We start from the raw sequence: 24103 nt of genomic DNA, 5'->3' as shown, positions 1-24103 counted from the left end.
ATCATTCCTCTCCTGCTTGTTTTGCAATCGCTATAAAGCTGCTGATTTTACTTATATCTTTCTTGCCGTCCGTTTCAACGCCGCTGCTGACATCAACCATATACGGATCAACTTTGCCAATTGCTTCGGCAACATTGTCTGGATTCAGTCCCCCGGCAAGAATAACCTTTGTTTTGCTATTTGACGCCTCCGCGGCAAGCTCCCAATTAAATTTCGTGCCGTTTCCGCCGCGGTACTTCCCTTTTGGACTATCAAGAAGCACATATTCTGTTTCATACTTCTTCAGTTCATTCATATCCTCGCGGGTGCTGACGCTTATCGCTTTTATAACCGGAAGACTTATCGCCTTGCAAAATTCCGGTGATTCATCTCCGTGAAGTTGAATCAGGTCAAGCTTGGCCGTATTCACAATTCTTTCGATCTCTTCAATGTTTTCATTCACGAACACGCCAACCTTCAGGACATGGTCGGGCAGGACTGACGCGATTGCGCCTGCTTGCTCGGGAGTCACCCTTCTCCTGCTCTCCGCAAAAACAAAACCGAGCAGATCGGCACCGGCCTGTACTGCGGCTTGAGCCGTTGTGCTGTCCGTTATTCCGCAAATTTTCACTTTCATCTCTGCTCCGCCTTCATAACCGGTACTTTCATGCCTTTTAATTGTTCTTCCAGACTGCCCGCTGCCATCAGCGCTTCTCCAACTAATATCCCGTTTGCACCAGCCCTGACAGCTCTTTCCACATCAGCTTTTGTTTTCAATCCGCTCTCGCTGATTAAGAAAGCACCTGATTTTTTAATTTGTGGCGCGAGCGTTTCGGTTACTCCGAGATCAACCTTGAACGTCTTCAAGTCACGGTTGTTTACGCCAATCAGCTTTGTTCCGGTTTCCAACGCTGTTTCGAGTTCCCTGGCGTTATGAACTTCTATTAAAACTTCAAGGCCGTTTGCAATGCTAAAATTATATAATTCTTTTAACTGCTCTTTTTCGAGGGCGGCTGCAATTAACAAAATGATGTTGGCCCCTGACCGTTTGGCGAGCTCTATCTGTGACCTGTCGATCATAAAATCCTTGCACAAAATCGGGCTGTCGACCGCTGCCCGCACCGCCTCAAGGTCAGCGAACGAGCCTTTAAAAAAGCTTTTGTCCGTTAAAACAGAAATGGCATCTGCCCCGAATTCGACATACGCGCGGGCCTGCGCCTGCGGGTCCGCCCCGATATTTATATCTCCTTTGGACGGCGAAGCACGTTTAAATTCTGCAATGATTTTTAGTTCATCTGCCGGCTTTAGCTTTTCAAGGAACGATCTTTTAAAATAGTTGTCTTGTCCGCGTTTTTCCTCAAGGGCATGCTTGATCTCGCCAAGTTCCCTATGCTTTTGTGCGATTATTTTGTCTAAAATCGTTCCCACCTTAAATCACCTCTTGTTGATAAAAACGTGTTTTTTCTATTAATTGTTCAAGCTTATTAAGGGCAGCACCCGAGTCGATGCTCTCTTTGGCAAGTTCAATTCCTTTTTTAATTGATGATGCTTTTCCGCCGGCATAGATGCCGATCCCTGCGTTGAGAAGAACTGTATCGCGGTAAGCTCCCTTTTTCCCTTTGAGAACAGCTTGTAAAATTTCTGCATTTTCCCTGGCGTCCCCGCCTATGATTTCCTGGTTGTCATATTGCGGAAGCCCCGCTTCTTCCGGACGAAGAATCTGCTTTCTTATTTCTCCTGCTTCAAGGATAACTAAATGGTTCTCTCCTTGAAGCGATGCTTCGTCCATATGGCCGGCACCGCTCAAAACAACGGCGCGCTTTCTGCCCAATTTTTTTAACACATTTGCAAACATTTCCGAAAAATCGCGTCGGTATGTTCCAAGCAATTGATAGTCCAAATCAATCGGGTTTGTGAGCGGACCGATTAAATTAAACACTGTCGGGATCCGCAGGTCTTTACGGACTTTCATAATTTGCTTGATTCTCGGATGGACATTGGGCGCGAACAAAAAGGCAATCCCGATGTTTTCAAGCATCTCTTCGGTTGCTTCTACAGAGGAAGCGAGATTAACGCCAAGCTGCTCAAGGACATCGGCGCTTCCCGTTTTACTGGAGACGCTCCGGTTGCCATGCTTGGCGACCGCAATCCCTGCACCGGCAATCACAAACGCCGAAGTCGTGCTGATGTTGAAGCTTTTCGAACCATCGCCGCCTGTACCGCAATTATCCATAACATTGTTAAACCTCTTTTGAAAGGGCAAGGAAGCATCCCGCAATGCCTGGACAAGGCCGGCGATCTCATCCACGGTTTCGCCTTTCGTCTTTAAGCTGATTAAAAATGCCGCAATCTCGCTATCTGTAATATCATCCGAAAGCAGCTGAAGAGCTGCTTCCTTCATTTCTGCTTCTGTTAATGAATCCCGCTCAGACAGCCTTTGAAGATACGTTCTCATCTGCAAACTCCCTCCCTATTTCTCTCAAAAAGTTTTTTAGCATCTGTTTGCCGAGTCCTGTGCCGATCGACTCAGGATGGAATTGCATCCCAAACAGCGGATACCGTTCGTGCTTGACAGCCATGATTTCCTGATCATCCATGGAGCTGGCCAGGATTTGAAATGCTTCTGGCAGGGTGCCGCGGCTGATCACAAGTGAATGATATCTCATCGCGTCAACCGGCTGGGTCAAATATTGAAATAAATGAGAGCCCGAATGCGTCAGCTGCGAAATCTTTCCATGCATAATCTTTTTGGCGACTTCTATTTTTGCCCCGAATGCATAGCCGATTGCTTGATGGCCAAGACAAATGCCGAGAATCGGAATCTGCTTGTAAAAAGTATTGATCGTTTCAATGCAAATGCCGGCTGCCTCGGGACGGCCCGGACCTGGTGAGAGGACGATCGCTTCCGGACTCAGTTTTTGAATTTGTTCAATGCTGATTTCATCGTTGCGGACAACCGTAACGGTTTCACCAAGTTCACCCAAATACTGATAAAGGTTATAAGTAAATGAATCGTAATTATCAATTAGCAATATCATCTTGATCCTCCAAAAAGGCTTTTAGTTTGTGAAGCGTTTCTTCGTACTCTTTTTCCGGGGAAGAATCGTATACAATTCCTGCTCCTGCCTGGATATACGCTTTGTCTTTTTTGATCAGCATCGTCCGGATCGCGAGCGCGAAGTCGAGGCTGCCATTGGCGGAGATATAGCCGACCGCCCCTGAGTACACGCCCCGCTTCACTTCTTCAAGTTCATTGATGATTTCCATCGCCCTGATTTTCGGCGCTCCCGAGACTGTGCCGGCTGGCAGGCATGATATTAATGCATCGATCGGCTTATACTTTTCGTTAAGCGTTCCTGTCACTTCCGAAACCAGGTGCATCACATGCTTGAATTTTTCAACCTCCATATATTTATCAACTTGGACCGTTCCAAACTCGCAGATCCGGCCAAGATCGTTTCGGCCGAGATCGACAAGCATGCGATGCTCTGCCAGCTCTTTTTCATCCTCAAGTAAGCTTTTTTCGTGAATCCCATCCTCCTGCTCCGTTTTACCGCGCGGCCTTGTACCGGCGATCGGGTTCGTTGTCACTTTTTTACCGTTTGCTTTAATTAAGCTTTCTGGGGAAGATCCCGCCACTACGTAGTCGCCAAAATCAAGATAGTACATGTAGGGGGAAGGATTGCCGACTCTCAGCTTTCGATAAAATGAGAAAGGATCTCCTGCAAATGTTGCCTGGAGCCGCTGTGAAAGAACGACTTGAAAAATGTCGCCTTCAGAAATGTATTGTTTTGCTTTTTCAACCTTTTCGATAAAATCATTTTTGCTGATCGAGGCTTTGAAGGCTGAAAGGTTTGCGTCCTCTGCAAGCTTTGTTTCTCCGCCCGCAAATAGTTCGGTTTTTCTTTTTGCTATCCGCGCCTTTAACTCGTCAATGGTCGTTTCTTTTCGAAGCGGGGATGCGACAATGGAGATTTTTTGTTCAAGATGGTCATAGACGATCACATCTTCGTAAAACATAAAATGAACCTCGGGAATATCCAGCTCATCAGGCAAGTTTTCGCCGATTTTCTCGTATTGGCGGATGACATCATAGCCGGCATAACCGACAGCACCGCCGACAAGCGGAAAATCGGTTGCCTCATTATCAGGCAGAAGGGCTTTTAATACTTCAAGCGGCTTCTCATTTCTTCGTTCCTGCCCGGTTTCGGTCTTAATTGTTGTTCTGTCCCCCTCGCCGGTAAGTTCGAAAACGGGATCTGCCCCGATGAAGGAATATCGTCCCGAAGCCTCATATTTTAGCGAACTCTCCAATAAAAATTTTTTCCGCCCCGACAACCTTTGAAAAATCAAAATCGGTGTGAAGGTATCCCCCTCCAGTTGTTCAACGATTAGATTCTTATTTTCCAATAAGCTTTTCATCCACCCATGCTCCTTTCACAGCTGTTTCTGAAAATAAAAAAGACCCCTATACACACGTTATGGACGTGTATATAGAGGACGATTATGCTGGACCGTGGTGCCACCTCAAGTTCGGAGCAGTTGTCATTGCTCCCTCTTTCAGATACAGGCTAAACCCGGGAATATTCTTGGGAAGAATACCCACAGCTCAGGCCGATATCCTATCCTTTTAACGGTGGAAGTCCGTGTACCCCTACTCAATGTTCAAGGTACCTCTCGTAAGGCCATTCAGCTGACTTCTTGTACCGGGTTCCACCAATCCCGGCTCTCTGGAACGAAGATCAATCAGCTTACTCTTCTTACTCAACGATTTTTTTATGATATTTTCAACACAAAAAGGGCCTCCCGTCAAAAAAGGACGAGAGACCCGTGGTGCCACCTTCATTAGCTAAAAATCAGCTCACTTTACGACATCAAAGCATTGCTTTAATATCTGTCTCTTGTAACGATGAGACTGTTCGCCAAAGCCTACTATTCGTAAAGAAGTTCGGTTCGGAGGCTCCGAAGTCCATTCACTCTTACATCGACACTGATTTGCACCAACCATCAGCTCTCTGCAGTTTCCGTAAAAGTTACTACTCTTCGTCATCGCCGTACGTTTGATTTATTGTTTTCAATGATAATGACAATATAAAAAAATGTCAATAAGTAAATTCTATTTTTTAAAAATATTTGTGCAATAAGTACACTGCTTACACCCGCTCCTTTAGCAGTTCCCTTTTTAACTTTTCCTGCCAAACAGGTGCCAATTCTTCAACCTCAAGAATTTTTTCAATCGCCTCTTTGTTTTTCCTGTCATGAAAAAGAGTTTGATTGGCAAACAAAATCGATACCTTTTTTGCGTTTTCTTCTACCAGTTCCACGTGTGAATTCTGAAAAACCATTCCTTCTTCAAGGACCCGGAAAAAATATCCTGTAAATCCTGTCTCGACAATTCTTTTTAACAGATGGTCCATGCCGTTGTGCTTGGAAATCGTTGAACATGGAACCCGCCCCTGAGAAATTTGCACAACTGCATTTCCCATTCTGTAAATATTCCCTATGTACACATCCGCCTCCCGCATTCCCGCAATCGTAATATTCTCACCAAAAGCAGGCGGCTGGAGAGGGACCTTGAACTCTTTTTCCCATAAAGAATAATGCTCGAAAGGATAAAGGCAAACAGCGCGCTCAGGACCGCCATGGAACTCATGATTAGCCACTCCGTCGCCAATAAAACCTTCTTTTGTTAACAGAACCTCTTGAATCGGTGTCTTGCCGATTGCCGATTTTTCCTCTTGTCCTTTCCATAGAAAATCTTTAGGTTCTCCGACTGACAGTGCTATAATTGGTGCATTATTATTCATCTTTATCACCCCGATGTCTTTTTCGCCGCTTAAGCCGGTTTTCCCTTCTTTTCCCTGTGCTTATTCATGAATGGCACTATTCACCATTTTTTTGACAAAAGTGCAAATATAGAGAATCTAAAGCCATCCTGCTTCCTGCAATCAATGGATTAATCGTGACATTCCCGGCGTTCTATGATATTCTTTTAGTTGAAGATTGCATAAAATATAAAAAGCCGCAAGTGTTACTGGCACCTGCGGCCTGCCATAGTCGTTCCCATAGGGGATCGGCCTATCTCATATTAAAATAGACCTCTCCCTCAATTTGCGGTCAAGGGAGGTCTATTTTTTTTGGTTGAAGGCAATCACTGCGACGATTAAACTGGCAAAAGACAACATCACCATCATCGCTTCAAAAACCGACATGGCATCACCCCCTTTCGTATGGGGCTAGCCGACCACCCTTGAGAAACAAACTATCGCCTCTATAGTATAACACAGATTTGTCCAGTGCATAGAACAGATGTTCTGTTTTTTTAAAAATTGAGACTATGCTCCTACCCCGAAAACTTAAGAAAATTGTCTAAACAAGATATCAAGAATGAGAACTTCAACAATGCTTCACTTTTGCACACCTATTTTTTAAAAAAGTTAAATGCTTTCTAATAAATGGCATGCTGCCTTCATTCAGCTTCAATTCTTGGCTTCCCCGGATCGCAGCCCGACCTTTCTAATGAAGCCGATTCTGCCACCTTCGTTAAATAATAACATTCCTCCCGGTACATATGGTCTGCCATCAATGGAGCAAAAGTCCCCAAAGCCTGTGCTGACAGCTCAAGCTCTTCAAGCTCGTTGAGAAAATTCATAAACAGTTGTATTTCCAATGATACTTCCTTGTTCATTCGCCTTAATGCCGGAAACGATTTAAGGTTCGTCCGCAAATAGCCGGTCATCTCAACAGCCTTTAAATAAAAGTCTTCAAAATCTTTAACATACATCATGGTTTTTGCCTTTAGTTTTTTTTCAATCTGGTCGAGATTGTCATTAATGGCCCCTGCATGTCCGGCCGCGTCCAACAGCCAGACAAGATGATGATGCAGTTCATGGAAAATCGGTGGTGTTTGCCCGTTTTTTAAATAATCGAGAACTCGAATATACTCTTCTGCTTCATTGACCATATGGTTAATAAACGTTGGGGATAAGCTTATCTTGATTTGGCCCTGCAAATGCCTGGCGATTAATGAAAGCTTAAATTCGCGAATTTGTTTCGCTTGCTCGTCCGCTTCGTTACTTAGCCCGATTAAATCCTCTCCATTAACCCGCTGTAACAGCCTGTCAAATCGGCGGATAAAAGAAGCCGCCTTCGCGATATCCTCAGTTTCACCTGGTGCGAGCGAATCATGAATAAACCGGCTGTGATCTCCAAGAACTTGCAGCCAAAACCTGTGTTCAAACCGTGCCGAACGCTCAAAATTGGAAACCATGCTACCTCTCCTTTCGTATTCTCTACATTGATACTTATCTTTTTATTCAGTCATTTATGACAATGAAAATCTCAGGTGAATCCCGGTCGAATCCTGCCACCCGAACACTTTTAACCTGGTTTAAAGGCGAGGTCGTGAACGTCAAGTTTTAAATTTTCATCGATAACGTGTTATTCTTTTGTTAGGATGGTATTTTTTATATTTGAACGACAGAAGCTATTTTTTTGCCGTTGATTGTGGGGAAATCAAATGGTCATTAATCTCAATCCAGACATTGGTTTTAATTTAACATCGATTTTATTGGTGCTTGTGCTGATTTTGAATTTTCTTTTTGCCATTTTCGTCATTTTTCGGGAGCGACGTGATGCCAGTTCAACATGGGCCTGGCTGCTCGTTCTTTTCTTCATCCCCCTGCTTGGTTTTATCCTTTACCTGCTATTCGGTCAAAACCTAAGCCGCTACCATCTGTTTCAATGGGAAGACAGAAAAAAGATCGGCATTGAAAGGATGCTCTCGAATCAATTGCATCAATTAAGAACGGACCAATTCCATTTTCGGAATAAAGCTACGGAAACCAGCAAAGATTTAATTCATATGCATTTATTAAATAATGATGCTGTTTTGACCGAAGATAATAGCGTGGAAGTTTTTACCGACGGACAGGAAAAGTTTGCGCGCCTTTTTAAGGATATTGCAGCTGCGAAACACCATATCCATTTGCAATATTACATCATAAGAAGGGATGAGCTCGGCAAAAAGTTGATAGATGCGCTGACGGTTAAAGCAAAAGAAGGTGTAAAAGTCCGGATTTTATATGATGATCTCGGATCAAGGACGATTACGAAATCATTTTTGAAAGAATTGCGCAAGGCCGGTGGAGAAGTCGAAGTATTTTTCCCTTCAAAATTGCGCTTAATTAATTTGCGCCTTAATTACCGTAACCATCGCAAGCTGGTGATCATTGACGGGAAAATTGGCTATGTTGGCGGTTTTAATGTCGGCGATGAGTATTTAGGCCTGAATCCTAAATTTGGCTACTGGCGTGACACCCATTTGCGCATTGAAGGCACAGCTGTACATGCCATCCAAACCCGCTTTATTCTTGACTGGAACCAGGCTTCCCACAACCGGGATATCGCTTACGCACCGGAGTACTTCCCCGAGGAAATTGGTACGGGCTATGTCGGGATGCAAATTGTAACGAGCGGTCCTGATTCAGAATGGCATCAAATTAAAAACGGCTATATTAAAATGATTTCTTCCGCGAAGAAATCGATTCTTATTCAAACACCTTATTTTATCCCGGATACAAGCCTGCTCGATGCACTCCAGATTGCCTGCTTGTCGGGAATCGATGTTAAAATCATGATTCCCAACAAGCCTGACCATATGTTCGTTTATTGGGCGACCTTGTCATACATTGGAGAACTTTTAAAAGCGGGGGCAACTGTTTTTATTTATGAAAATGGCTTCATCCATGCAAAGATGCTTGTCGTCGATGAGCAAATTTCATCTGTTGGTACGGCCAATATTGATGTCCGCAGCTTTAAGCTGAATTTTGAGGTAAATGCATTTCTTTACGATGAAACGATCTCAGGAAAGCTTAGCAGCATTTTTCAGGAAGACTTGCTCGTTTCCACCGAATTGACGCTGGCCAGCTATCAAAGCCGGTCTCTATGGATCCGCTTCAAAGAATCCGTATCAAGGCTGCTGTCACCGATTTTGTAAAGGAGCAGATCTGAGATTAAAATTGGTCTCAGGATCGCCATCATTTGTCGCGATTATCCGAGCAAAAAAGGCACATCACGTCGCTGTGCCTTTTTTTACTCCAATAAATTCCCTTCTGCGGGAATCGGATTTTCTTTTAACAGACGGGCAAAGTGTACGAGATTATGTCCAGTTGTACGGACTGATCTCATCGTAAAATCATTTTCCCAGCCGTTTGCTTCAATATATGAAGGGCCTGGACCAGCTTCCCCGACCCAGTAGGTGTCAACATTGGGTGGTACTGTGAATCCGATATGTGACAAACCATAAAGAATCGAGCACGCAGCGTGCTTGGCGCCATCTTCATTGCCGGTCACGACAGCGCCGCCAACTTTATTGTAGTAGAGGGATTGCCCCTTTTCATTGGCCATACTGCTTGCTCCATATAATCTTTCGATTGCAAATGCCGCAATACTGCTTTTTTCCCCAAGCCAGATCGGTGTTCCAATTATAACGATATCAGCCTTTTTTACTTTTTCAAAAATATCAGGCCACTCATCATCAATACCTTCATCAGCTGAAATCCCATATGCGATATTAAAATCGGCCAACCTGATCATTTCAGATTGAACCTGTTCCTTAGTAAAGATTTTTTCGACTTCGCGCATTAAGCTCTCCGTATTCGATTCTTCAGGGCTTTTCTTTAATGTACAGTTCAGAAAAATTGCTTTCAATGACATAAACATCCTCCTTCGCGATACTCTTTATTTTTAACCTATTTCTTAAAAACAAAACAAATGAAGCGAGGATTTTTTGGAAGATGCGCCTGAAGTTTGCAAGTCAGAAATATCCTCAAACAATAGTTCTCAGCAAATTTGTTTCCAAAAAAAGAAGCTCACCCAAAGTTGGGTGAGCCGCTTTCGTATTACCTATTAAAGCTTTACCGGTTTCTTTAAGAAGCCGAGCAGTAAAGCAGATACAACCGCACCTGCGATAATGGCAAGGAAGTAGAGGAAACCGTTGCCTTCAACCAACGGAATAACAAAGACTCCGCCGTGAGGTGCTCTCAATCCAATCGAGAACATCATCGATAGGGCTCCTGCGATCGCGGATCCAGCCATAATCGAAGGAATGACACGAATTGGATCTGCGGCTGCATAAGGAATCGCACCTTCTGTAATAAACGATAAGCCCATTATATAGTTGACTTTTCCTGCTTCTCTTTCCTGCTTTGTAAACTTATTTTTGAAGAAAGTCGTCGCCAGCGCAATGGCTAGAGGCGGTACCATACCTGCTGCCATAACCGCAGCCATTGGCTCATACACACCGCTCGTAAGCAGGCCAGTTCCAAAAACATATGCTGATTTATTGATCGGACCGCCCATATCAACAGCCATCATTAATCCGAGCAAGATGCCCAGTAAAACGGCGTTACCAGTACCAAGTCCTGTTAACCATTCTGTTATCGCTTTGTTCATTGCTCCAACTGGCTCGTTGACAAGATAAAGCATAATAAATCCAGTTAAGCCAATTCCGAGCAACGGATATAAAAGAATTGTCTTGATTCCTTCAAGAGACACTGGCAGTCCCTCCAGTAGTTTCTTTAAACCCACAACCAAATATCCAGCCAGAAAACCGGCAATCAGTCCACCCAGGAAACCGGCGCCACTTGTAGCAGCCATGAAACCACCGACCATCCCCGGTGCAAATCCAGGCCTGTCGGCGATGCTTGATGCAATAAATCCGGCCAGTACCGGAATCATTAACCCAAAAGCATTTCCCCCGCCAATAATACTCAATGCTTCAGCGATTGGATTATAGGAAGGGTCTTCGGGATTGGCAGCATTATAGCCAAATACAAATGATAGCGCGATTAAAATTCCGCCCCCAACTACAAATGGAAGCATATTGGATACGCCGTTCATTAAATGCTTATAAATACCTGTTTTTGGTCCCCGCTGTTCTTCTTTATCCCCGGATTTTCCAGAACCGCCTTTGAATACAGGGGCATCCTGGTTAACAGCACGGGTGATGAGCTCTTGAGGCTTGCGAATACCGTCGGCAACAGGCGTTTCAATGACATGCTTTCCGCGAAAGCGTTCCATTTCAACAGAAGTGTCTGCAGCGACGATGACCGCAGCTGCGTTTGCAATTTCTTCCGGCGTCAGAACATTTTTTGCCCCGCCTGATCCCCTCGTTTCCACCTTTATGTCGACACCCATTTCAGCAGCTTTTGCCTTTAAGGAATCGGCAGCCATATACGTATGCGCAATACCTGTCGGACAAGCCGTAACAGCGACGATATATTTTTTTGAATCAGCAATTGTTTGTTCTTCTTGTTCATCCTCACGGTCATAGCTGTCAATGATTGTGATCACATCGTCTTTTGTGCTCGCCTCCATCAGTTTCGCGCGGACTTCTTCCTTCATTAAAAGAGCAGACAGACGTGATAACGCTTCCAGATGGGTATTGTTGGCGCCCTCAGGAGCTGCGATCATAAAGAACAGATGGGCTGGCTGGCCATCCAAAGACTCATAATCCACACCTTCTTCGGATTTTCCGAAAACGATTGCCGGTTCGATCACAGCTGCTGTTTTTGCATGGGGAATCGCAATTCCATCGCCAATTCCAGTCGTGCTCTGCTCTTCCCTTTTTAAAATTGCCTCAGTGAATTGAACTCGATCCGAGATCTTTCCAGCTTTTGCGAGCACTTCCACCAATTCATCCACAGCCCCCGGCTTTTGGCGGCTATTCATTGATAACAAAATTGTATCTTTCGTTAGCAATTCTGTAATTCTCATTTTTCTCTCTCCTTTATAAGAATTCCTTAATCACTACTTCTGGCAATAGCTTAGCAACCTTTTCCGGGGTGCATAAGCCGATCGAAAACGCGGTAGCGCTTCCGGATGCCACACTGTACTGAAATGCTTCTTTAAAATTGTTTGTCGTTTCATATTTTGCAAGAAAACCGGCAACCATGGAATCTCCTGCCCCAACCGAGCTTTTTACTTCTCCTTTAGGCACTTCGGCAATGTACGCAACACTTTCATTAATAAACACCGCTCCTTTTGCAGCGAGCGACACAATCACGTTTTTCGCGCCCATTTCAACAAGTTTTTGCCCGTAGTGGATTGCTTGTTCACAAGTTTCAATATTTGCTTGAAACAGCTCGCCAAGCTCATGGTGATTCGGCTTAATTAAGAATGGCCGGAACTTGAGTACATTCTTTAAAAGGTTTCCCTCAGCATCAACCGCAAACCTCGCCCGATTCGCACTGCATATTTCAACAAGGTCTTCATATGTCGTTTCCGGCATTGTAGCTGGAATGCTTCCTGCCAGAACAAGCAAGTCTTCTTCCGTCAACGCGCTCACTTTATCTTTCAGCGCCTGATAATCCCCATTTGCAATCTGCGGACCTTTCGCATTAATTTCTGTCTCTGTATCCGTTTTCAGCTTGACGTTGATTCTCGAATCTTCTTTTACGCGTACAAACTGCGAAGCTATGTTTTCATTTTGCAGGTAATCTTCAATAAATTGGCCGGTAAATCCGCCGATAAAGCCCAATGCCTGGCTGCTAATGCCCATTCCCTTTAAAACTCTTGAGACATTAATTCCTTTGCCGCCGGGAAATTTTGCATCTTTGTTCGTGCGGTTTAAGCCGCCAATATTTATTTGTTCAAGTTCGACAATGTAATCAACGGATGGATTTAATGTCAGTGTATAAATCATGCTGTCACAACCTTTATCGTTGTTTTACTTAAAAATTGCTCTTCAGTTTCTTTGTTTAATTGATTCGTAATAATTGCTGCTTCATGCAAATCGGCAATTTTCGCAAAAGAGATTTCGGAAAACTTTGTTTCATCTGCAAGCACAAACGATTCACGCGATAAAGATATCGCCGTTTGCTTGACGAGTGCTTCTTCCTGATCAGGAGTGGTATACCCAAATTGCGGATGAATCCCGTTTACACCCATGAAGCATTTATCAAAGCGGTAATTCTCCAGGCTGGCGAGGGCTCCCCTGCCGATGATTGCCTTTGTTTTATGTTTCGCAAAGCCGCCGATTAAAAACGTGTCGATTTCTTTATCAAGCAACAAATGAATGTGCATAAGCCCGTTCGTCACAACTACAATATCCTTCGGTAAATATTCGATCATCGCCATGACTGTGGAACCTGCATCGAGATAGATGCAGTCGCCTTCTTCCACCAGGTTTGCAGCATATTGAGCAATTTGCCTTTTTTCCTGAAGGTTTTTGAATGATTTTTCCGACATGCTCGCCTCTTGCAGTTTTCCTTGAAGTCTGGCAGCACCGCCATGAACCCTTTTTAAGAACTTCTCTTGCTCCAATTGGATCAAATCCCGCCTAATAGTCGATTCCGAAGTATTAGTTAAATCAACCAGCTCCTGAATCTTGACTGTATTCCTCTCCTTTAACAACTGAAGGATCAAGCGGTGACGCTCTGGTGTCAGCAATCCAACACCCCCCTTAACTATTTTCTCTTTATAGTTCCATGTTACTGTAACCGATTTCAAAAATCAATCATTATCATTCATTTTCTTTCATATTTTTATAGTTTTTGAAGGATTATGATTGATTTTATAATTTTCAGATTATAAATCAAAAAAACACCCCATCGTAACAGACAGCGTGTTAGTGAAAAAATTACTTCTGATAAGTATTCCCTTTTTTAAGAGGGATTCCCATCTAATTTTAGTACCGACAATACTTCGTCCTTCGATGTTAACGGCTGCTTGCAGGCGAAGTTTTCACATATATATACGGTTAATGAACGATCAGCGAGTGGCCGGTATCCTCTCTCATAGATCGTTTCCAAACCTTCATCACTCGTTGAAGTGACTACTGCCAATTCTGGAGCATATTTTGAACGCAGCTCTGCGACAAGGTCAAGCCTTGGCTCCGCTTCGCCCACAATCACAACTTCCTTCATCGGGTATTCCTTGAGCAGCAAGCATTGCAACAAAAATGTATGCCCTGATCCGTATGCTTCGATATCCGGCTTAAAAACCTTCAATATTTCGTCCGCCATATCGAGCCATTTAGTGTCACCTGTAAAATGCCCCAACCTCAAAAGATTAGCGGCTGCAACACTATTACCTGACGGAATGGCCCCATCATATCCTTGCTTCTCCCTGACGATGAGTGACTCACTGTCCGCTCTTGTAAAAAAGAAGCCGCCAGCTTGTTCATCCCAGAACATCGGGCGCATCTTCCCCGCCGCGTCAACAGCCTTATTTAAATATGTCATATTCGCAGTGCCTTGATACATTTCAAGGTAACTCCAAAGCAGAAACGCCCAGTCATCCAGATATGCCGGATATTTTGCTTCCCCGTCCCGGTATCGGGCAAGCAATTGACCGTCAACGACAAGCTGCTCTTCGATAAATTGAAGAGCCTTTTCCGCTTTTTCAATATAAGCTTTGTTTTGAAGTGCCTGTCCGGCTTTCGCAAGCCCGGCGATCATCAGTGCATTCCATGCTGTTAATATTTTATCGTCCAAATGCGGATAAACGCGCTCAGTACGTTTCTGATGCAGCACTTTCCGCAGTTCCTCGAGTTTTTGTTTTCCTTCTTCCATAGTCAAGCCAGCTTCCGAAAATGTTTTCGCCATATTGTCTTGAAGCAAATTTGGGATGTTTTCACCTTCAAAGTTTCCTTTCGGTGTTATATCGTAGATTCTCGAGTAAAACTCCCCATCCTTTTCTCCAAGCAAATCTATGATCTCCTTTTTTGACCAGACATAATACTTGCCTTCAGCCCCTTCACTGTCCGCGTCAATCGCAGAGTAAAAAGCGCCTTTTTCATCGGTCATTTCACGGTCAACAAAAGTGACAATTTGCTCAACAATCTCCTTATAGCGGCTTTCGCCGGTGATCTGGTAAGCTTCGGCATATGTGTAAAGAAGCAAGGCATTGTCATAAAGCATTTTTTCAAAATGCGGAACAAGCCATTGTTCATCAACAGAATAGCGGGCAAACCCAAATCCGATATGATCATAAATTCCCCCGTCGGCCATCGCGTTTAAAGTTCTTTCAACCATTTTCAGGGCTATTTCGGCATCTGTCCATTTGTAGTACTTGAGTAAAAACATCAGCGTGTGCGGCATCGGAAACTTCGGTGCATCGCCAAATCCTCCATAAATGCTGTTAAACCGGTTCGATAATTGCTGATATGTTTTATGGAGCACGTCCTCAGAAGGCAGCTCTGCCCCGCTTCTCTCTGCCGACTGCCGCAGCGCTTCTGCAGCCTCCTCTGCAATTGTATCGATTTTATCCCGTTTGTTTTGGTACTGATCATAAAGCTGCGTCACGACTTCTTTGAAACCAGGAACTCCATATTTACTCTCCGGCGGGAAATAAGTACCTGCATAAAATGGCTTTTGATCCGGAGTAATAAACACATTCAGCGGCCAGCCGCCATGACCTGTCATCAGCTGGCAAATATTCATGTAAATTGAATCAATATCAGGCCGTTCCTCGCGATCCACTTTGATCGAAACAAATCTCTCGTTTAGCAGCTTTGCCACTTCTTCATCTTCGAATGATTCTCGCTCCATGACATGACACCAATGGCAAGTCGAGTAGCCGATGCTCACGAACACTGGCTTATTTTCCCGTTTTGCTTTTTCGAATGCTTCTTCTCCCCAAGGGTACCAGTCGACTGGGTTGTGGGCATGTTGCAATAAATATGGGGATTTTTCAGCGATTAATCTATTTGCTGGCATGGGATCACCCTCATTCCATTATGAATATTTGACTTCTTGTTTCATTGTACCCTAACAAACGAAAAAGACACCAACAAGCGTCTGTTTATACTTAGCATAACGAAAAATAAAATATACTTTCTATTTACTTTCTGATAACTGGGACCCGTACAATGGGAACTATATTTTTCGTCAACTAAAATATAATTTCAGTTGACATATGTTAACTAACCGTTTTATCTTTAAATTATTACAATTCAAGGAGGAATAAGATGAACAGGAAACTGACTGCCTTTGATTTAACCCTTGTACCATTATTTGTTGCGCTAATGTGTATAGGGGCAAACATTACGTCAATCGTGCCATTCATGGTCGTTGGAGGCGTTCCGATTACTTTACAAACGTTCTTTGCGATCTTATCGGGCATTATTTTGCGAAGCCGTTTAGGAGCCATTGCCATGATCGTGTATGCATTGGTCGGCCTTCTTGGAGTACCAGTTTTTGCAAAATTCGGCGGCGGATTTTCGCATATTCTGAGTCCTACCTTCGGCTTTATTATTTCATTTATTTTTACAGCTTATTTTGCTGGAAAAATTGTTGAAAAAAGCAAAACAGTTAGTACTTACATCATTGCAGCCTTAGTGGGAATGATGATTAATTACGCATTCGGAACAAATTGGATGTATTTTGCTTATAAGCTATGGGCAGCAGCCCCGGAAGGTTTCACGTATCAAATGGCATGGCTCTGGATGGTTGTCCCGCTTCCGAAAGATATCTTCTTAGCTGTGTGTGCTGGTTTATTAGCCCACCGTTTAGACAAGACCGTTCTTTCAAAAGCCTTGTTTAAAAAAGCCAATCGTTTAGCATCTTAATCCAAGGAGGAAACCATGGTGGAAAACTGGAAAGAGCTTGCATTTGATGTTCTAAGGGGTAGAGAAATCTCCGATGAAGAAGCATTCAAAATTTTAAATTGTCCTGATGAGGAGCTTCTTGAACTGCTGAACAGTGCTTACTTAATCCGTAGATTTTACTATGGAAATAAGGTAAAACTGAATATGATCATTAATACTAAATCAGGAATATGTCCGGAAAATTGCGGTTATTGTTCACAATCAAGTATTTCCACTGCTCCAATTCCTAAGTACAGAATGGTAGATAAGTCGACTATTCTGAAGGGAGCCGAACAAGCGTACCGGCTAAATGTGGGCACCTACTGTATTGTGGCAAGCGGACGTGGACCGAGTGATAGAGAAATTGATACTGTGGTCTCCGCCGTTGAAGAAATCAAAGAGAAATACAATCTTAAAATTTGTGCCTGCCTTGGCCTCATCAAACCAGATCAGGCCAAAAGATTAAAAAATGCCGGAGTCGAAAGGTACAACCATAATATCAACACGTCAGAAAATCACCATGAATCCATTACAACCTCCCATACATATCAAGATCGGGTAGATACTGTCCAACTTATAAAAGAAACCGGAATCTCCCCGTGCTCCGGTGTTATTATTGGAATGAGAGAAACCCAGCAGGATGTCATCGACATGGCCAGAAGCCTAAAAATTTTAGATGCTGATTCAATTCCAGTCAATTTCCTGCATGCTATCGATGGAACACCTTTAGAAGGTGTTGATGAACTTAATCCGCGCTATTGCTTAAAGGTATTATGTCTAATGCGGTTTGTTAACCCCTCAAAAGAAATTCGGATTTCCGGTGGAAGAGAAGTTAATTTACGCAGCCTTCAACCGCTTGGATTATATCCTGCAAATTCTATTTTTTTAGGAAACTACTTAACAACAGAAGGACAGGAAGGCACAGCAGACCATCAAATGTTAAAGGATCTGGGATTCGAAATTGATTTTATCAAGGAAGAGGCGGAAACTGCAGCATTCTAACATTCACGGTTGAATGTTCAAGAAAATACATTTAGTTTTCATTTCTTGCCACATGGCCTGACCTGAGATATTTTGTCTCAGCGATAGGCCTTTCTTGTTTTCATCATGCTATCAGGAGCTTACTCAAGTTTAATTTTCTCACTGGATCGGTAGATTTGGTATTCCTTCCCTTCGCCACTATGTTTCATATCCTTTCCTACTACTTTTGTTCAGTAGAAACCACCGCTCTATTTAGATCGACTTCAGGAGCGTGAGCGAATTCATTATTTAATTTGGTAATTCTGCTGTCAGCTGAGGCTATAATAGGTTTTGGCTGTGTTTCCACATAGCTGATCAGAGCATCTATATCGACCGGGCCTTTTCTATGATTTTTGCCTTTTGCAAATGAAGTAAAGTCGTCTTTTCCCGCAGCCAGGAAGGTATTGACTGTTACCGAGTATTCCAAATCAGGATTGATCTTTTCACCATTCGGCAAGAAAATATCAACCACTTTTTGTCCGGCGGGTAATTCGTTTGACCAGGTGTATTTCAAGCCGGAAATTTGCAGCATACGCTTTTTGGGAGACCACTGCTGATTTAAAGCATCGCGCACTTGTGAACCAGTCATTGTTAATCTCACTAAATGGTTGCCGAATGGCAGAGCAGTAAACAATTCACCCCATGTAATCGGCCCGGCATCAAGATCTGAGCGAATCCCGGCCGATTCAATAAAGGCAAAGTCGGTGTTCATTGTGTGGCGCATGCTGTCGGCGATTAGCGTACCAAAATCAGATTGACCAGCTGCATTTTGCCCTCTTGTCAACTCCACTCCTGTTTCACCGATTTTTTCGTTAATCGTATCGCTCACATCATCTTGATATGCGGCTATCATTTTAGTCATTTGTCGATCCGCTTCGATTGCATCTTGATAGGTTACGATAATTTCAGCTCTTTTTTCAACAATATCCCCGGTTGCAGCATCGATGACGAGGTCCACATCGGCAAACGCCGTACCGGCTGAGTAAGCCTGAACCAGTAATTTACCATCCACGACTGAGTTCATATAAGCGTGGTTATGCGCACCAAAGATTACATCTACTTCATCATCGACCTGTCTGGCAAAATCAACAATTTCCCCATTTGGTTTCGAACCGTCAATACCGGATTTCCCGGGATTGTGCGCAAGCACGACAATCGCTTCCAAGCCCTGATCCTTTAACTCTTGTGTATATTTATTAATCGCTGTTACTTCATTTGTAAACTTGACATCTTTAACCTTGCTCGAATCCAAAATATTTGGAGTATCAGAGTAGACGACTCCTATAAATCCTATTTTCACACCCTTAACTTCTTTAATGACATAAGGATCTAGTATTGTCTTGTTCGTATCTTTGTCAACTACGTTTGCAACAACGTATGGAAAATTTGCACCTTGAAATTCTCCGTACCTTTTTGCTGTTTTAGGATGTTTGCCCCCATCAATCAGACGCATCATTTCCTGGACACCTTCATCAAATTCGTGATTTCCAACGGTACCGACATCAAATCCCAGCTCATTTAACATATGAATTGCCGGTTCATCCTGCAATAATGCGGATGCTGGTGAGCTTCCCCCAACTGCATCGCCTGCATGGACCAGCAGTGTGTTGGGATTTGTTCTTTCACGTTGTTTTAAGTATGCAGCTAAATAATCAGCCCTCCCGGCAAGCCGGTTGTTCACTTTTTTGGATGTATCAATCTGGCCATGAAAATCGTTGATCCCCAGGAGTTGAACTTCAATGTCCTGTTCAATTGAATGGGAAGTTGATAGGGAAAATTGGGCGATCAATGTTGTTGCCAACAGACTAATGAATAGTACAGCTGCTCTTTTCACAAAATGCCCCGTTTGTGTATTCTTCATTCTGGCGCACCATTCCTTTACAGAATTAATGTACATCAAAAAAATGATGAATTCTTTCCCTGCAACTGCCCTCCTCTTAAATTTTACGAAAATGAATACCGCCTCTCGTCGGAACTCAATAAACCAATTTCAGGATAGTTCTACAGTCGTGTTAATTGGCAGTAATCCTCTATGCTTCAGAGTATAAAATACTATTGTTATGCAATTTCGAAGACAGTGTAATTTTATTGAAAATTTTTGTAAAGTGTGTGTGCCGATGGTTACGCTTTCAAAATGATAGAAACCCAGCATGCTTTCCATACTAAGGGTATAATGTAGAGATTTTCTATTGGAGGCGGATTTTGCGTGTAAGCTATGTGATATTGGACATTTTTCTCTAACCCGAAAAAGTGGGCTATTGATGAGTTTTTAATAATCGGGGTAAGTTTACGGTTTATTCTTGGTGGTACGTGGCGAAAAAAATAGTTCTTTCCGGATTTATTGAGATGCGAAAATTGAGATGGTATAAGTAGAAAAGGTGATTAAATTTTTAATTAGGTCGATAAGAGCCTATAGTGGATGATTGTCATTAAAAATTAATTGCCTTCCTTTTCAGTTCGGAAAAATTTCATTATACAAAAAAGAACGGTAGATACCGGCCCGCCCTTTATTGTTGTGATATTCGATTAATTATCCGTTCGTGTTCAGCTAACTTCTTAATGATTAAGCCCATATCCTTTTCGTTGTCCTTTGTTCGCTTATGGATTGAATGCAGTAACGTTAGAACATCATCTTTATATTGAACGTCGGTGATTTCTAACCGTTCTTCCAACTTGTCAAATCTTTTTTCCATTTGGTCGAATCCTTTGTCAACTTCCTCAAAACGTTCATTCATATTCTTTTCCATTTGCTCAAACCGATTGTCAAACTGTTCGAAACGTTCGTTTATATTCTTTTCCATTTGCTCGAACCGATTGTCAAACTGTTCGAAACGTTCGTTTATATTCTTTTCCATTTGGTCGAATCGTTTGTCCTGACCGTCTAACTTTACCAGGATTTCCTTTAATAGTTCTTCCATTTTATGTAGCCTCCTCTTTCCTTCAAGTATAACATCAAATGAATTTATCGTAACGTTAAATTCATTTTCAACAACCACAACCTACAACGTGTGATTAAAAGGGACTTATTTGTGTTTGAAATCGACGATGAAATAGTACGATTTTAAAAGAGTTTGGAAAATATAAAAAAGACCGTTGGTGCTGTTCACCAAACGGTCAGATAATCGATGTTTAACTTGGAAGATTAGCATTGGATAGAAAGTAATCCACCGAGCTGCAAACTATAGGGATGATTATTTTTGGTTAAAACTTCGTGCCTGCTTACTTATGCTCCCAATTGTTCCAACTGCTCAATAAGACTGGTGATTTCATTTAAGGTGGTTAATATTTGTGAATCTTCCAATGTAGTTAAATCAAGATTTCCGATTTCGATATTTTCCAGGTATATATCTATAGCCGCTTTCAATTGTTCACTATATTCAGTCAGTTGGGCATGGACATCGTCTGCCACTGCCGGCGGTTCAATGGCGATGAAATTTTCTGCATCTTCTTTCATATCAATTAAGCTATTCTTAAGCTCCTGGACTGAGTCATTGTTTGCTATTGCTTCTTCCGCCAGTTGCGGCAATTCTTCCGCAAATTTGTTTGCTTCGTTAATATAGGTTGTTGCATCATTAACATATTCAACCGACTGATTTACATCGTCGAGGAAAGAACAGCCGCTTAGCAGCATTACAATCATTCCGAAAATGGCTATATACCGCTTCATTGTTAACTCCTTTCATATCATCTTGTTTGATTTCATATATAAATACGATTGAAATCTAAATAAGTTTCATAAGCTGCATTTGCAAACGATACAGTGTGATCATTGCCGGATTCAAATTATATATTTTCCGCTTCAAAAAAAGCGGCAACACCAGCCTTCTGGAAACCATTAATGAATATCGCGCTTCTTGAATCTTCCGCCGCGCACTTCGGATATATTTGCAACAGCAAGAAAAGCGGATGGATCAAGGTCTTCAACGATCATTTTCAGCTTCGCCTCTTCAAGCCGGGTAATGACGCAGAAAATGACCTTTTTGTTATCACCTGTGTATGCCCCTTCCCCATTTAAATATGTGACTCCCCTGCCAAGCCGGGCAATGATGGCATCGCCAATCTCTTGATGGTTGTCAGAGATAATCCAGGCTGATTTCGACTCATCAAGCCCCTGGATGACGATATCAATTGCTTTAAATGCGATAAAATAGGCAATAATCGAATACATTGCACGATCCCAGCCAAATACAAAACCGGCTGTCCCGAAAATAAATAAATTGAAAAACATGATGATTTCACCAACCGAAAAAGGCAGCTTCTTATTGGCCAAAATCGCCATGACTTCGGTGCCATCGAGAGAGCCACCGTAGCGGATAACCATTCCGACTCCGACTCCGAGCGTGATTCCGCCAAACACAGTCGCAAGCAGTAAATCGTCTGTAAACACAGGGACCTCGTGCAGCAGAAACGTAGTCACGGAAAGAACTGCGATTCCGAGCAGTGTCGATAGAGCGAAGGTTTTGCCAATTTGCTTATATCCGATGAAAATAAACGGCATATTCAAAAGAAAAATAAAAAAGCCTAATCGAAAGCCTGTCAGGTGAGCAAGGATAATTGAAATCCCGACAATTCCCCCGTCCAAAACACGGTTTGGAACTAAAAATTCTTCAAGGCCGACCCCCATTAAGATCGCACCAAGAACAATAAACAATATCCTCTTTGCGAGCTTCGTTTTTGGTAAACCTTTATGTTGAATGATGTCAAGTGTATTTGTTTCTATTCCGTTCATTCCCCACTCCCCATTCATCAATTAGATATAAGTGCGTTTATCGCTAACTATTCCCTGTTTAGGCTTGTTTTATCTTTATTTTAACATTATGATTCCGGCCAATCCTATAGCACAACCCTCTTAAAACTATTTTTCCCTATATTCTCCCCTTTGACAAACATTATGCCCGCTATCCTAATCACTTGGTTGCACGCATATATGTTAATGAATATTCATATTTCTCTATTTGCGATTGACGAAAGACAGCCTGTTTTTCTATACTGAGGAGAGCTAATTTTGCAGAAACGGGGAACATCATGGATTTTGAAATCATATACTTATCCTTTTACGTTATTCAAGTAGAAGGAAAAGGAGAGCAAACAGATAAACGCTATAAGCATTTTCAAACACTAAACAATGAAGATTATCAACAAAGCGCTCTAAAAATCTTTTTGGATGGTGATCTGGCGAAAATTTCAAAGAGAAAAGTTGAACGACATCCGAAAACAGACCAGGTGCCGACCAAGATAGGTCATTTTATTGTTGAAGCTGGCCATGATCTTAGTTCAAATCCGAACTATAATCTTTTCCAAAGGGTAAAATCAGCCACATCCAGTTCTGAATTTCAGGAAGCAAATGAACAATTGGTGCAGGCTTATTTGGATACAAGCGCTGTCCGCGGAGGCGTTTTTCTCGTTGCCTCCGCAAAGCTGCGAAAATATTTTGATGAACCTTTTATTTTTATCATGAAGTGTGATTTTGAACCGAAAGTCGCATCCATTTCAGATGAATCGACACTCATTAACCACGTCGAGATGGCGATTACGACGAAAAATATGAAATCGATCCAATATCCATACATGCCCGAGGAAGGAATTGTCGAGGAAGCAGAGTTGAAGATTCACCAGGCTTCGCATGCCCGCTATTTCGAGGACTTCTTAAAGTATGTTGATTACGCTGAGTCAATGCCGGAAATCGTTAAGACACAAGTGATCGGCATGGTTCGTGAGCAGCTTGAGGATCGGTTTGAGCCTGAAAGCGACGAAAGAGAACAGTTTGAATCAGCGATGGAAATATGGGCGGCGAGCCCAAAACGGGAGCTGCAGGAGCAATTTTCCACCTCCAGGATTGTCGAAGCTGCCGTCCAATTAGTTGAGCATACGCCTGAACTTGAGCTAAAAATGAAGCTTGACCATATCTCCGTTAACGGAATGCTTGCGGATTTTGGCGATCAGATCCATATCGGCAAAATGAATGATAAATATGTTATGTTGATTGAATCCGATTCAATTCACTTTGAAAAAGGCTTTTCACCGATCGAGTTTTTAAAACCAGAGAATCTTGAAGAAATAATGGACAGAATAAAAAAGAAGCAAGCATAAACACGATTGATCTTGAAAAAAGGCCGGAGGGGTGCACTTATATGAATATCACTGAGTATACAGTTGAAAAAATCGCCGATCCATTCGGCATATTAGCTGGAGACCGCTACGAATTTTTTCTAAAAGTTGAAGTTCCCGAAGATGATGAATTGTATACGGAAACAGGACTATCTCTCAAAGTGCTGTTTATCGTGACAGAAGATAGCGTAAAAATCTCCAACTATCATTTCATCGATGATGCCACTGAAAAAATTCTTGAGTTTGAGCTGGAGGAAGATGAGGAAGAAATGGTCGCAGCGTTCTGTAAAGAACATTATAGGGAAGCACTGTGAAATACAAAACGGGCAAATGGATTGCCCGTTTTTCTTCTATGCGATTATAACGAGGAATAAAAACTGGTTCTTTGAAAAAGGAATAATTATG

The 24103-nt window shown here is 42.6% G+C and carries 22 protein-coding genes and 2 other annotated features; of the genes, 5 read left to right on the top strand and 17 right to left on the bottom strand.

All coding sequences use genetic code 11. The features are described from left to right. Position 1: 1 nt before the first annotated feature. The 8 genes from CU633_RS05465 to CU633_RS05435 all read right to left on the bottom strand — a co-directional run bounded on the left by CU633_RS05465 (position 2) and on the right by CU633_RS05435 (position 7249). On the bottom strand, positions 2–616 hold the full coding sequence (locus CU633_RS05465; protein ID WP_101658715.1) for a phosphoribosylanthranilate isomerase: 615 nt from the start codon (positions 614–616) through the stop codon (positions 2–4). Then, positions 613–1407, bottom strand: a complete 795-nt coding sequence (gene trpC / locus CU633_RS05460) for an indole-3-glycerol phosphate synthase TrpC (protein WP_101658714.1) — start codon at positions 1405–1407, stop codon at positions 613–615. The genes CU633_RS05465 and trpC overlap by 4 nt, the downstream gene beginning before the upstream one ends. Before the next feature lies 1 nt (position 1408). Then, positions 1409–2434, bottom strand: a complete 1026-nt coding sequence (trpD, locus tag CU633_RS05455; protein ID WP_101658713.1) for an anthranilate phosphoribosyltransferase — start codon at positions 2432–2434, stop codon at positions 1409–1411. Beyond that, complete coding sequence (locus tag CU633_RS05450; protein ID WP_101658712.1) at positions 2406–3017, bottom strand: anthranilate synthase component II; 612 nt, start codon at positions 3015–3017, stop codon at positions 2406–2408. The genes trpD and CU633_RS05450 overlap by 29 nt, the downstream gene beginning before the upstream one ends. Then, entirely contained in the window at positions 3001–4401 is a 1401-nt protein-coding gene (trpE, locus tag CU633_RS05445; RefSeq protein WP_101658711.1) for an anthranilate synthase component I, read from the bottom strand. Before trpE ends, CU633_RS05450 begins: the two co-directional genes overlap by 17 nt. 71 nt (positions 4402–4472) lie before the next feature. Next, positions 4473–4756, bottom strand: a binding site (T-box leader). Between the two features lie 35 nt (positions 4757–4791). Continuing rightward, positions 4792–5038 (bottom strand) — a binding site (T-box leader). Positions 5039–5132: 94 nt separating this feature from the next. Continuing rightward, complete coding sequence (locus CU633_RS05440) at positions 5133–5786, bottom strand: MOSC domain-containing protein (RefSeq protein WP_101658710.1); 654 nt, start codon at positions 5784–5786, stop codon at positions 5133–5135. Between the two features lie 321 nt (positions 5787–6107). Beyond that, a complete protein-coding gene (locus CU633_RS23595; protein ID WP_219620947.1) occupies positions 6108–6191 on the bottom strand; it encodes a putative holin-like toxin in 84 nt (27 codons plus the stop codon). A gap of 257 nt (positions 6192–6448) precedes the next feature. Beyond that, entirely contained in the window at positions 6449–7249 is an 801-nt protein-coding gene (locus CU633_RS05435; protein WP_101658709.1) for a DUF2935 domain-containing protein, read from the bottom strand. A gap of 249 nt (positions 7250–7498) precedes the next feature. Between CU633_RS05435 and cls the strand changes: the two genes are divergently transcribed. After that, a complete protein-coding gene (gene cls, locus CU633_RS05430; RefSeq protein ID WP_101658708.1) occupies positions 7499–8977 on the top strand; it encodes a cardiolipin synthase in 1479 nt (492 codons plus the stop codon). A 95-nt stretch (positions 8978–9072) separates the two neighbouring features. On the opposite strand, the gene CU633_RS05425 is transcribed toward cls, so the two are convergent. The 5 genes from CU633_RS05425 to CU633_RS05405 form a co-directional block, all read right to left on the bottom strand. Further along, positions 9073–9696, bottom strand: a complete 624-nt coding sequence (locus CU633_RS05425; protein ID WP_101658707.1) for a flavodoxin family protein — start codon at positions 9694–9696, stop codon at positions 9073–9075. Between the two features lie 192 nt (positions 9697–9888). Further along, positions 9889–11757 carry a PTS fructose transporter subunit IIABC gene (locus CU633_RS05420; RefSeq protein ID WP_101658706.1) on the bottom strand — a complete coding sequence of 623 codons (1869 nt, stop codon included), beginning with the start codon at positions 11755–11757 and terminating at the stop codon, positions 9889–9891. A gap of 13 nt (positions 11758–11770) precedes the next feature. Then, the gene (gene pfkB / locus CU633_RS05415; RefSeq protein ID WP_101658705.1) at positions 11771–12685 is read right to left on the bottom strand and encodes a 1-phosphofructokinase; all 915 of its coding nucleotides are present in this window, start codon (positions 12683–12685) and stop codon (positions 11771–11773) included. After that, positions 12682–13431 (bottom strand): DeoR/GlpR family DNA-binding transcription regulator, encoded by a 750-nt coding sequence (locus CU633_RS05410; protein WP_101658704.1) that lies wholly within the window; start codon positions 13429–13431, stop codon positions 12682–12684. Before CU633_RS05410 ends, pfkB begins: the two co-directional genes overlap by 4 nt. A gap of 215 nt (positions 13432–13646) precedes the next feature. Then, the gene (locus tag CU633_RS05405; protein WP_101658703.1) at positions 13647–15701 is read right to left on the bottom strand and encodes a thioredoxin domain-containing protein; all 2055 of its coding nucleotides are present in this window, start codon (positions 15699–15701) and stop codon (positions 13647–13649) included. Positions 15702–15952: 251 nt separating this feature from the next. On the opposite strand from CU633_RS05405, the gene CU633_RS05400 reads away from it, so the two are divergent. After that, positions 15953–16552, top strand: coding sequence for a biotin transporter BioY (locus tag CU633_RS05400; protein WP_101658702.1), 600 nt, complete (start codon positions 15953–15955; stop codon positions 16550–16552). Between the two features lie 18 nt (positions 16553–16570). After that, positions 16571–17572: a biotin synthase BioB gene (gene bioB / locus CU633_RS05395; protein ID WP_180954873.1), complete on the top strand. Its 1002-nt coding sequence runs from the start codon at positions 16571–16573 to the stop codon at positions 17570–17572. Between the two features lie 199 nt (positions 17573–17771). Here the strand turns inward: bioB and CU633_RS05390 are convergent, their stop codons facing one another. The 4 genes from CU633_RS05390 to CU633_RS05375 form a co-directional block, all read right to left on the bottom strand. Further along, positions 17772–19451, bottom strand: coding sequence for a bifunctional metallophosphatase/5'-nucleotidase (locus CU633_RS05390; RefSeq protein ID WP_101658767.1), 1680 nt, complete (start codon positions 19449–19451; stop codon positions 17772–17774). 646 nt (positions 19452–20097) lie between these two features. Continuing rightward, on the bottom strand, positions 20098–20508 hold the full coding sequence (locus CU633_RS05385; RefSeq protein ID WP_101658700.1) for a hypothetical protein: 411 nt from the start codon (positions 20506–20508) through the stop codon (positions 20098–20100). Between the two features lie 305 nt (positions 20509–20813). Continuing rightward, entirely contained in the window at positions 20814–21257 is a 444-nt protein-coding gene (locus CU633_RS05380) for a DUF6376 family protein (protein ID WP_101658699.1), read from the bottom strand. Positions 21258–21425: 168 nt separating this feature from the next. Beyond that, positions 21426–22319: a YitT family protein gene (locus tag CU633_RS05375; protein ID WP_101658698.1), complete on the bottom strand. Its 894-nt coding sequence runs from the start codon at positions 22317–22319 to the stop codon at positions 21426–21428. A gap of 296 nt (positions 22320–22615) precedes the next feature. Here CU633_RS05375 and CU633_RS05370 point away from each other — a divergent pair, with 296 nt between their 5' ends. Both CU633_RS05370 and CU633_RS05365 read left to right on the top strand, forming a co-directional pair. Continuing rightward, positions 22616–23680 carry a DUF3900 domain-containing protein gene (locus tag CU633_RS05370; RefSeq protein ID WP_101658697.1) on the top strand — a complete coding sequence of 355 codons (1065 nt, stop codon included), beginning with the start codon at positions 22616–22618 and terminating at the stop codon, positions 23678–23680. Between the two features lie 41 nt (positions 23681–23721). Next, a complete protein-coding gene (locus tag CU633_RS05365) occupies positions 23722–24012 on the top strand; it encodes a DUF6509 family protein (RefSeq protein ID WP_101658696.1) in 291 nt (96 codons plus the stop codon). Positions 24013–24103 lie beyond the last annotated feature (91 nt).

Origin of the sequence: Bacillus sp. V3-13 (genome assembly GCF_002860165.1) — a bacterium.
Taxonomy (GTDB): Bacteria; Bacillota; Bacilli; order Bacillales; family Cytobacillaceae; genus Bacillus_BJ.
This window is presented reverse-complemented; position numbering and strand designations above follow the sequence as displayed.

Coding starts and splice junctions, on each gene's coding strand:
- CU633_RS05435 (WP_101658709.1), bottom strand. CDS start 7,249: ATGGTTTCCAATTTTGAGCGTTCGGCACGGTTTGAACACAGGTTTTGG.
- CU633_RS05440 (WP_101658710.1), bottom strand. CDS start 5,786: ATGAATAATAATGCACCAATTATAGCACTGTCAGTCGGAGAACCTAAA.
- CU633_RS05380 (WP_101658699.1), bottom strand. CDS start 21,257: ATGAAGCGGTATATAGCCATTTTCGGAATGATTGTAATGCTGCTAAGC.
- CU633_RS05465 (WP_101658715.1), bottom strand. CDS start 616: ATGAAAGTGAAAATTTGCGGAATAACGGACAGCACAACGGCTCAAGCC.
- CU633_RS05385 (WP_101658700.1), bottom strand. CDS start 20,508: ATGGAAGAACTATTAAAGGAAATCCTGGTAAAGTTAGACGGTCAGGAC.
- CU633_RS05365 (WP_101658696.1), top strand. CDS start 23,722: ATGAATATCACTGAGTATACAGTTGAAAAAATCGCCGATCCATTCGGC.
- pfkB (WP_101658705.1), bottom strand. CDS start 12,685: ATGATTTATACACTGACATTAAATCCATCCGTTGATTACATTGTCGAA.
- CU633_RS05370 (WP_101658697.1), top strand. CDS start 22,616: ATGGATTTTGAAATCATATACTTATCCTTTTACGTTATTCAAGTAGAA.
- CU633_RS05425 (WP_101658707.1), bottom strand. CDS start 9,696: ATGTCATTGAAAGCAATTTTTCTGAACTGTACATTAAAGAAAAGCCCT.
- trpD (WP_101658713.1), bottom strand. CDS start 2,434: ATGAGAACGTATCTTCAAAGGCTGTCTGAGCGGGATTCATTAACAGAA.
- CU633_RS23595 (WP_219620947.1), bottom strand. CDS start 6,191: ATGTCGGTTTTTGAAGCGATGATGGTGATGTTGTCTTTTGCCAGTTTA.
- CU633_RS05375 (WP_101658698.1), bottom strand. CDS start 22,319: ATGAACGGAATAGAAACAAATACACTTGACATCATTCAACATAAAGGT.
- CU633_RS05390 (WP_101658767.1), bottom strand. CDS start 19,451: ATGAAGAATACACAAACGGGGCATTTTGTGAAAAGAGCAGCTGTACTA.
- CU633_RS05405 (WP_101658703.1), bottom strand. CDS start 15,701: ATGCCAGCAAATAGATTAATCGCTGAAAAATCCCCATATTTATTGCAA.
- CU633_RS05400 (WP_101658702.1), top strand. CDS start 15,953: ATGAACAGGAAACTGACTGCCTTTGATTTAACCCTTGTACCATTATTT.
- cls (WP_101658708.1), top strand. CDS start 7,499: ATGGTCATTAATCTCAATCCAGACATTGGTTTTAATTTAACATCGATT.
- CU633_RS05450 (WP_101658712.1), bottom strand. CDS start 3,017: ATGATATTGCTAATTGATAATTACGATTCATTTACTTATAACCTTTAT.
- trpE (WP_101658711.1), bottom strand. CDS start 4,401: ATGAAAAGCTTATTGGAAAATAAGAATCTAATCGTTGAACAACTGGAG.
- CU633_RS05420 (WP_101658706.1), bottom strand. CDS start 11,757: ATGAGAATTACAGAATTGCTAACGAAAGATACAATTTTGTTATCAATG.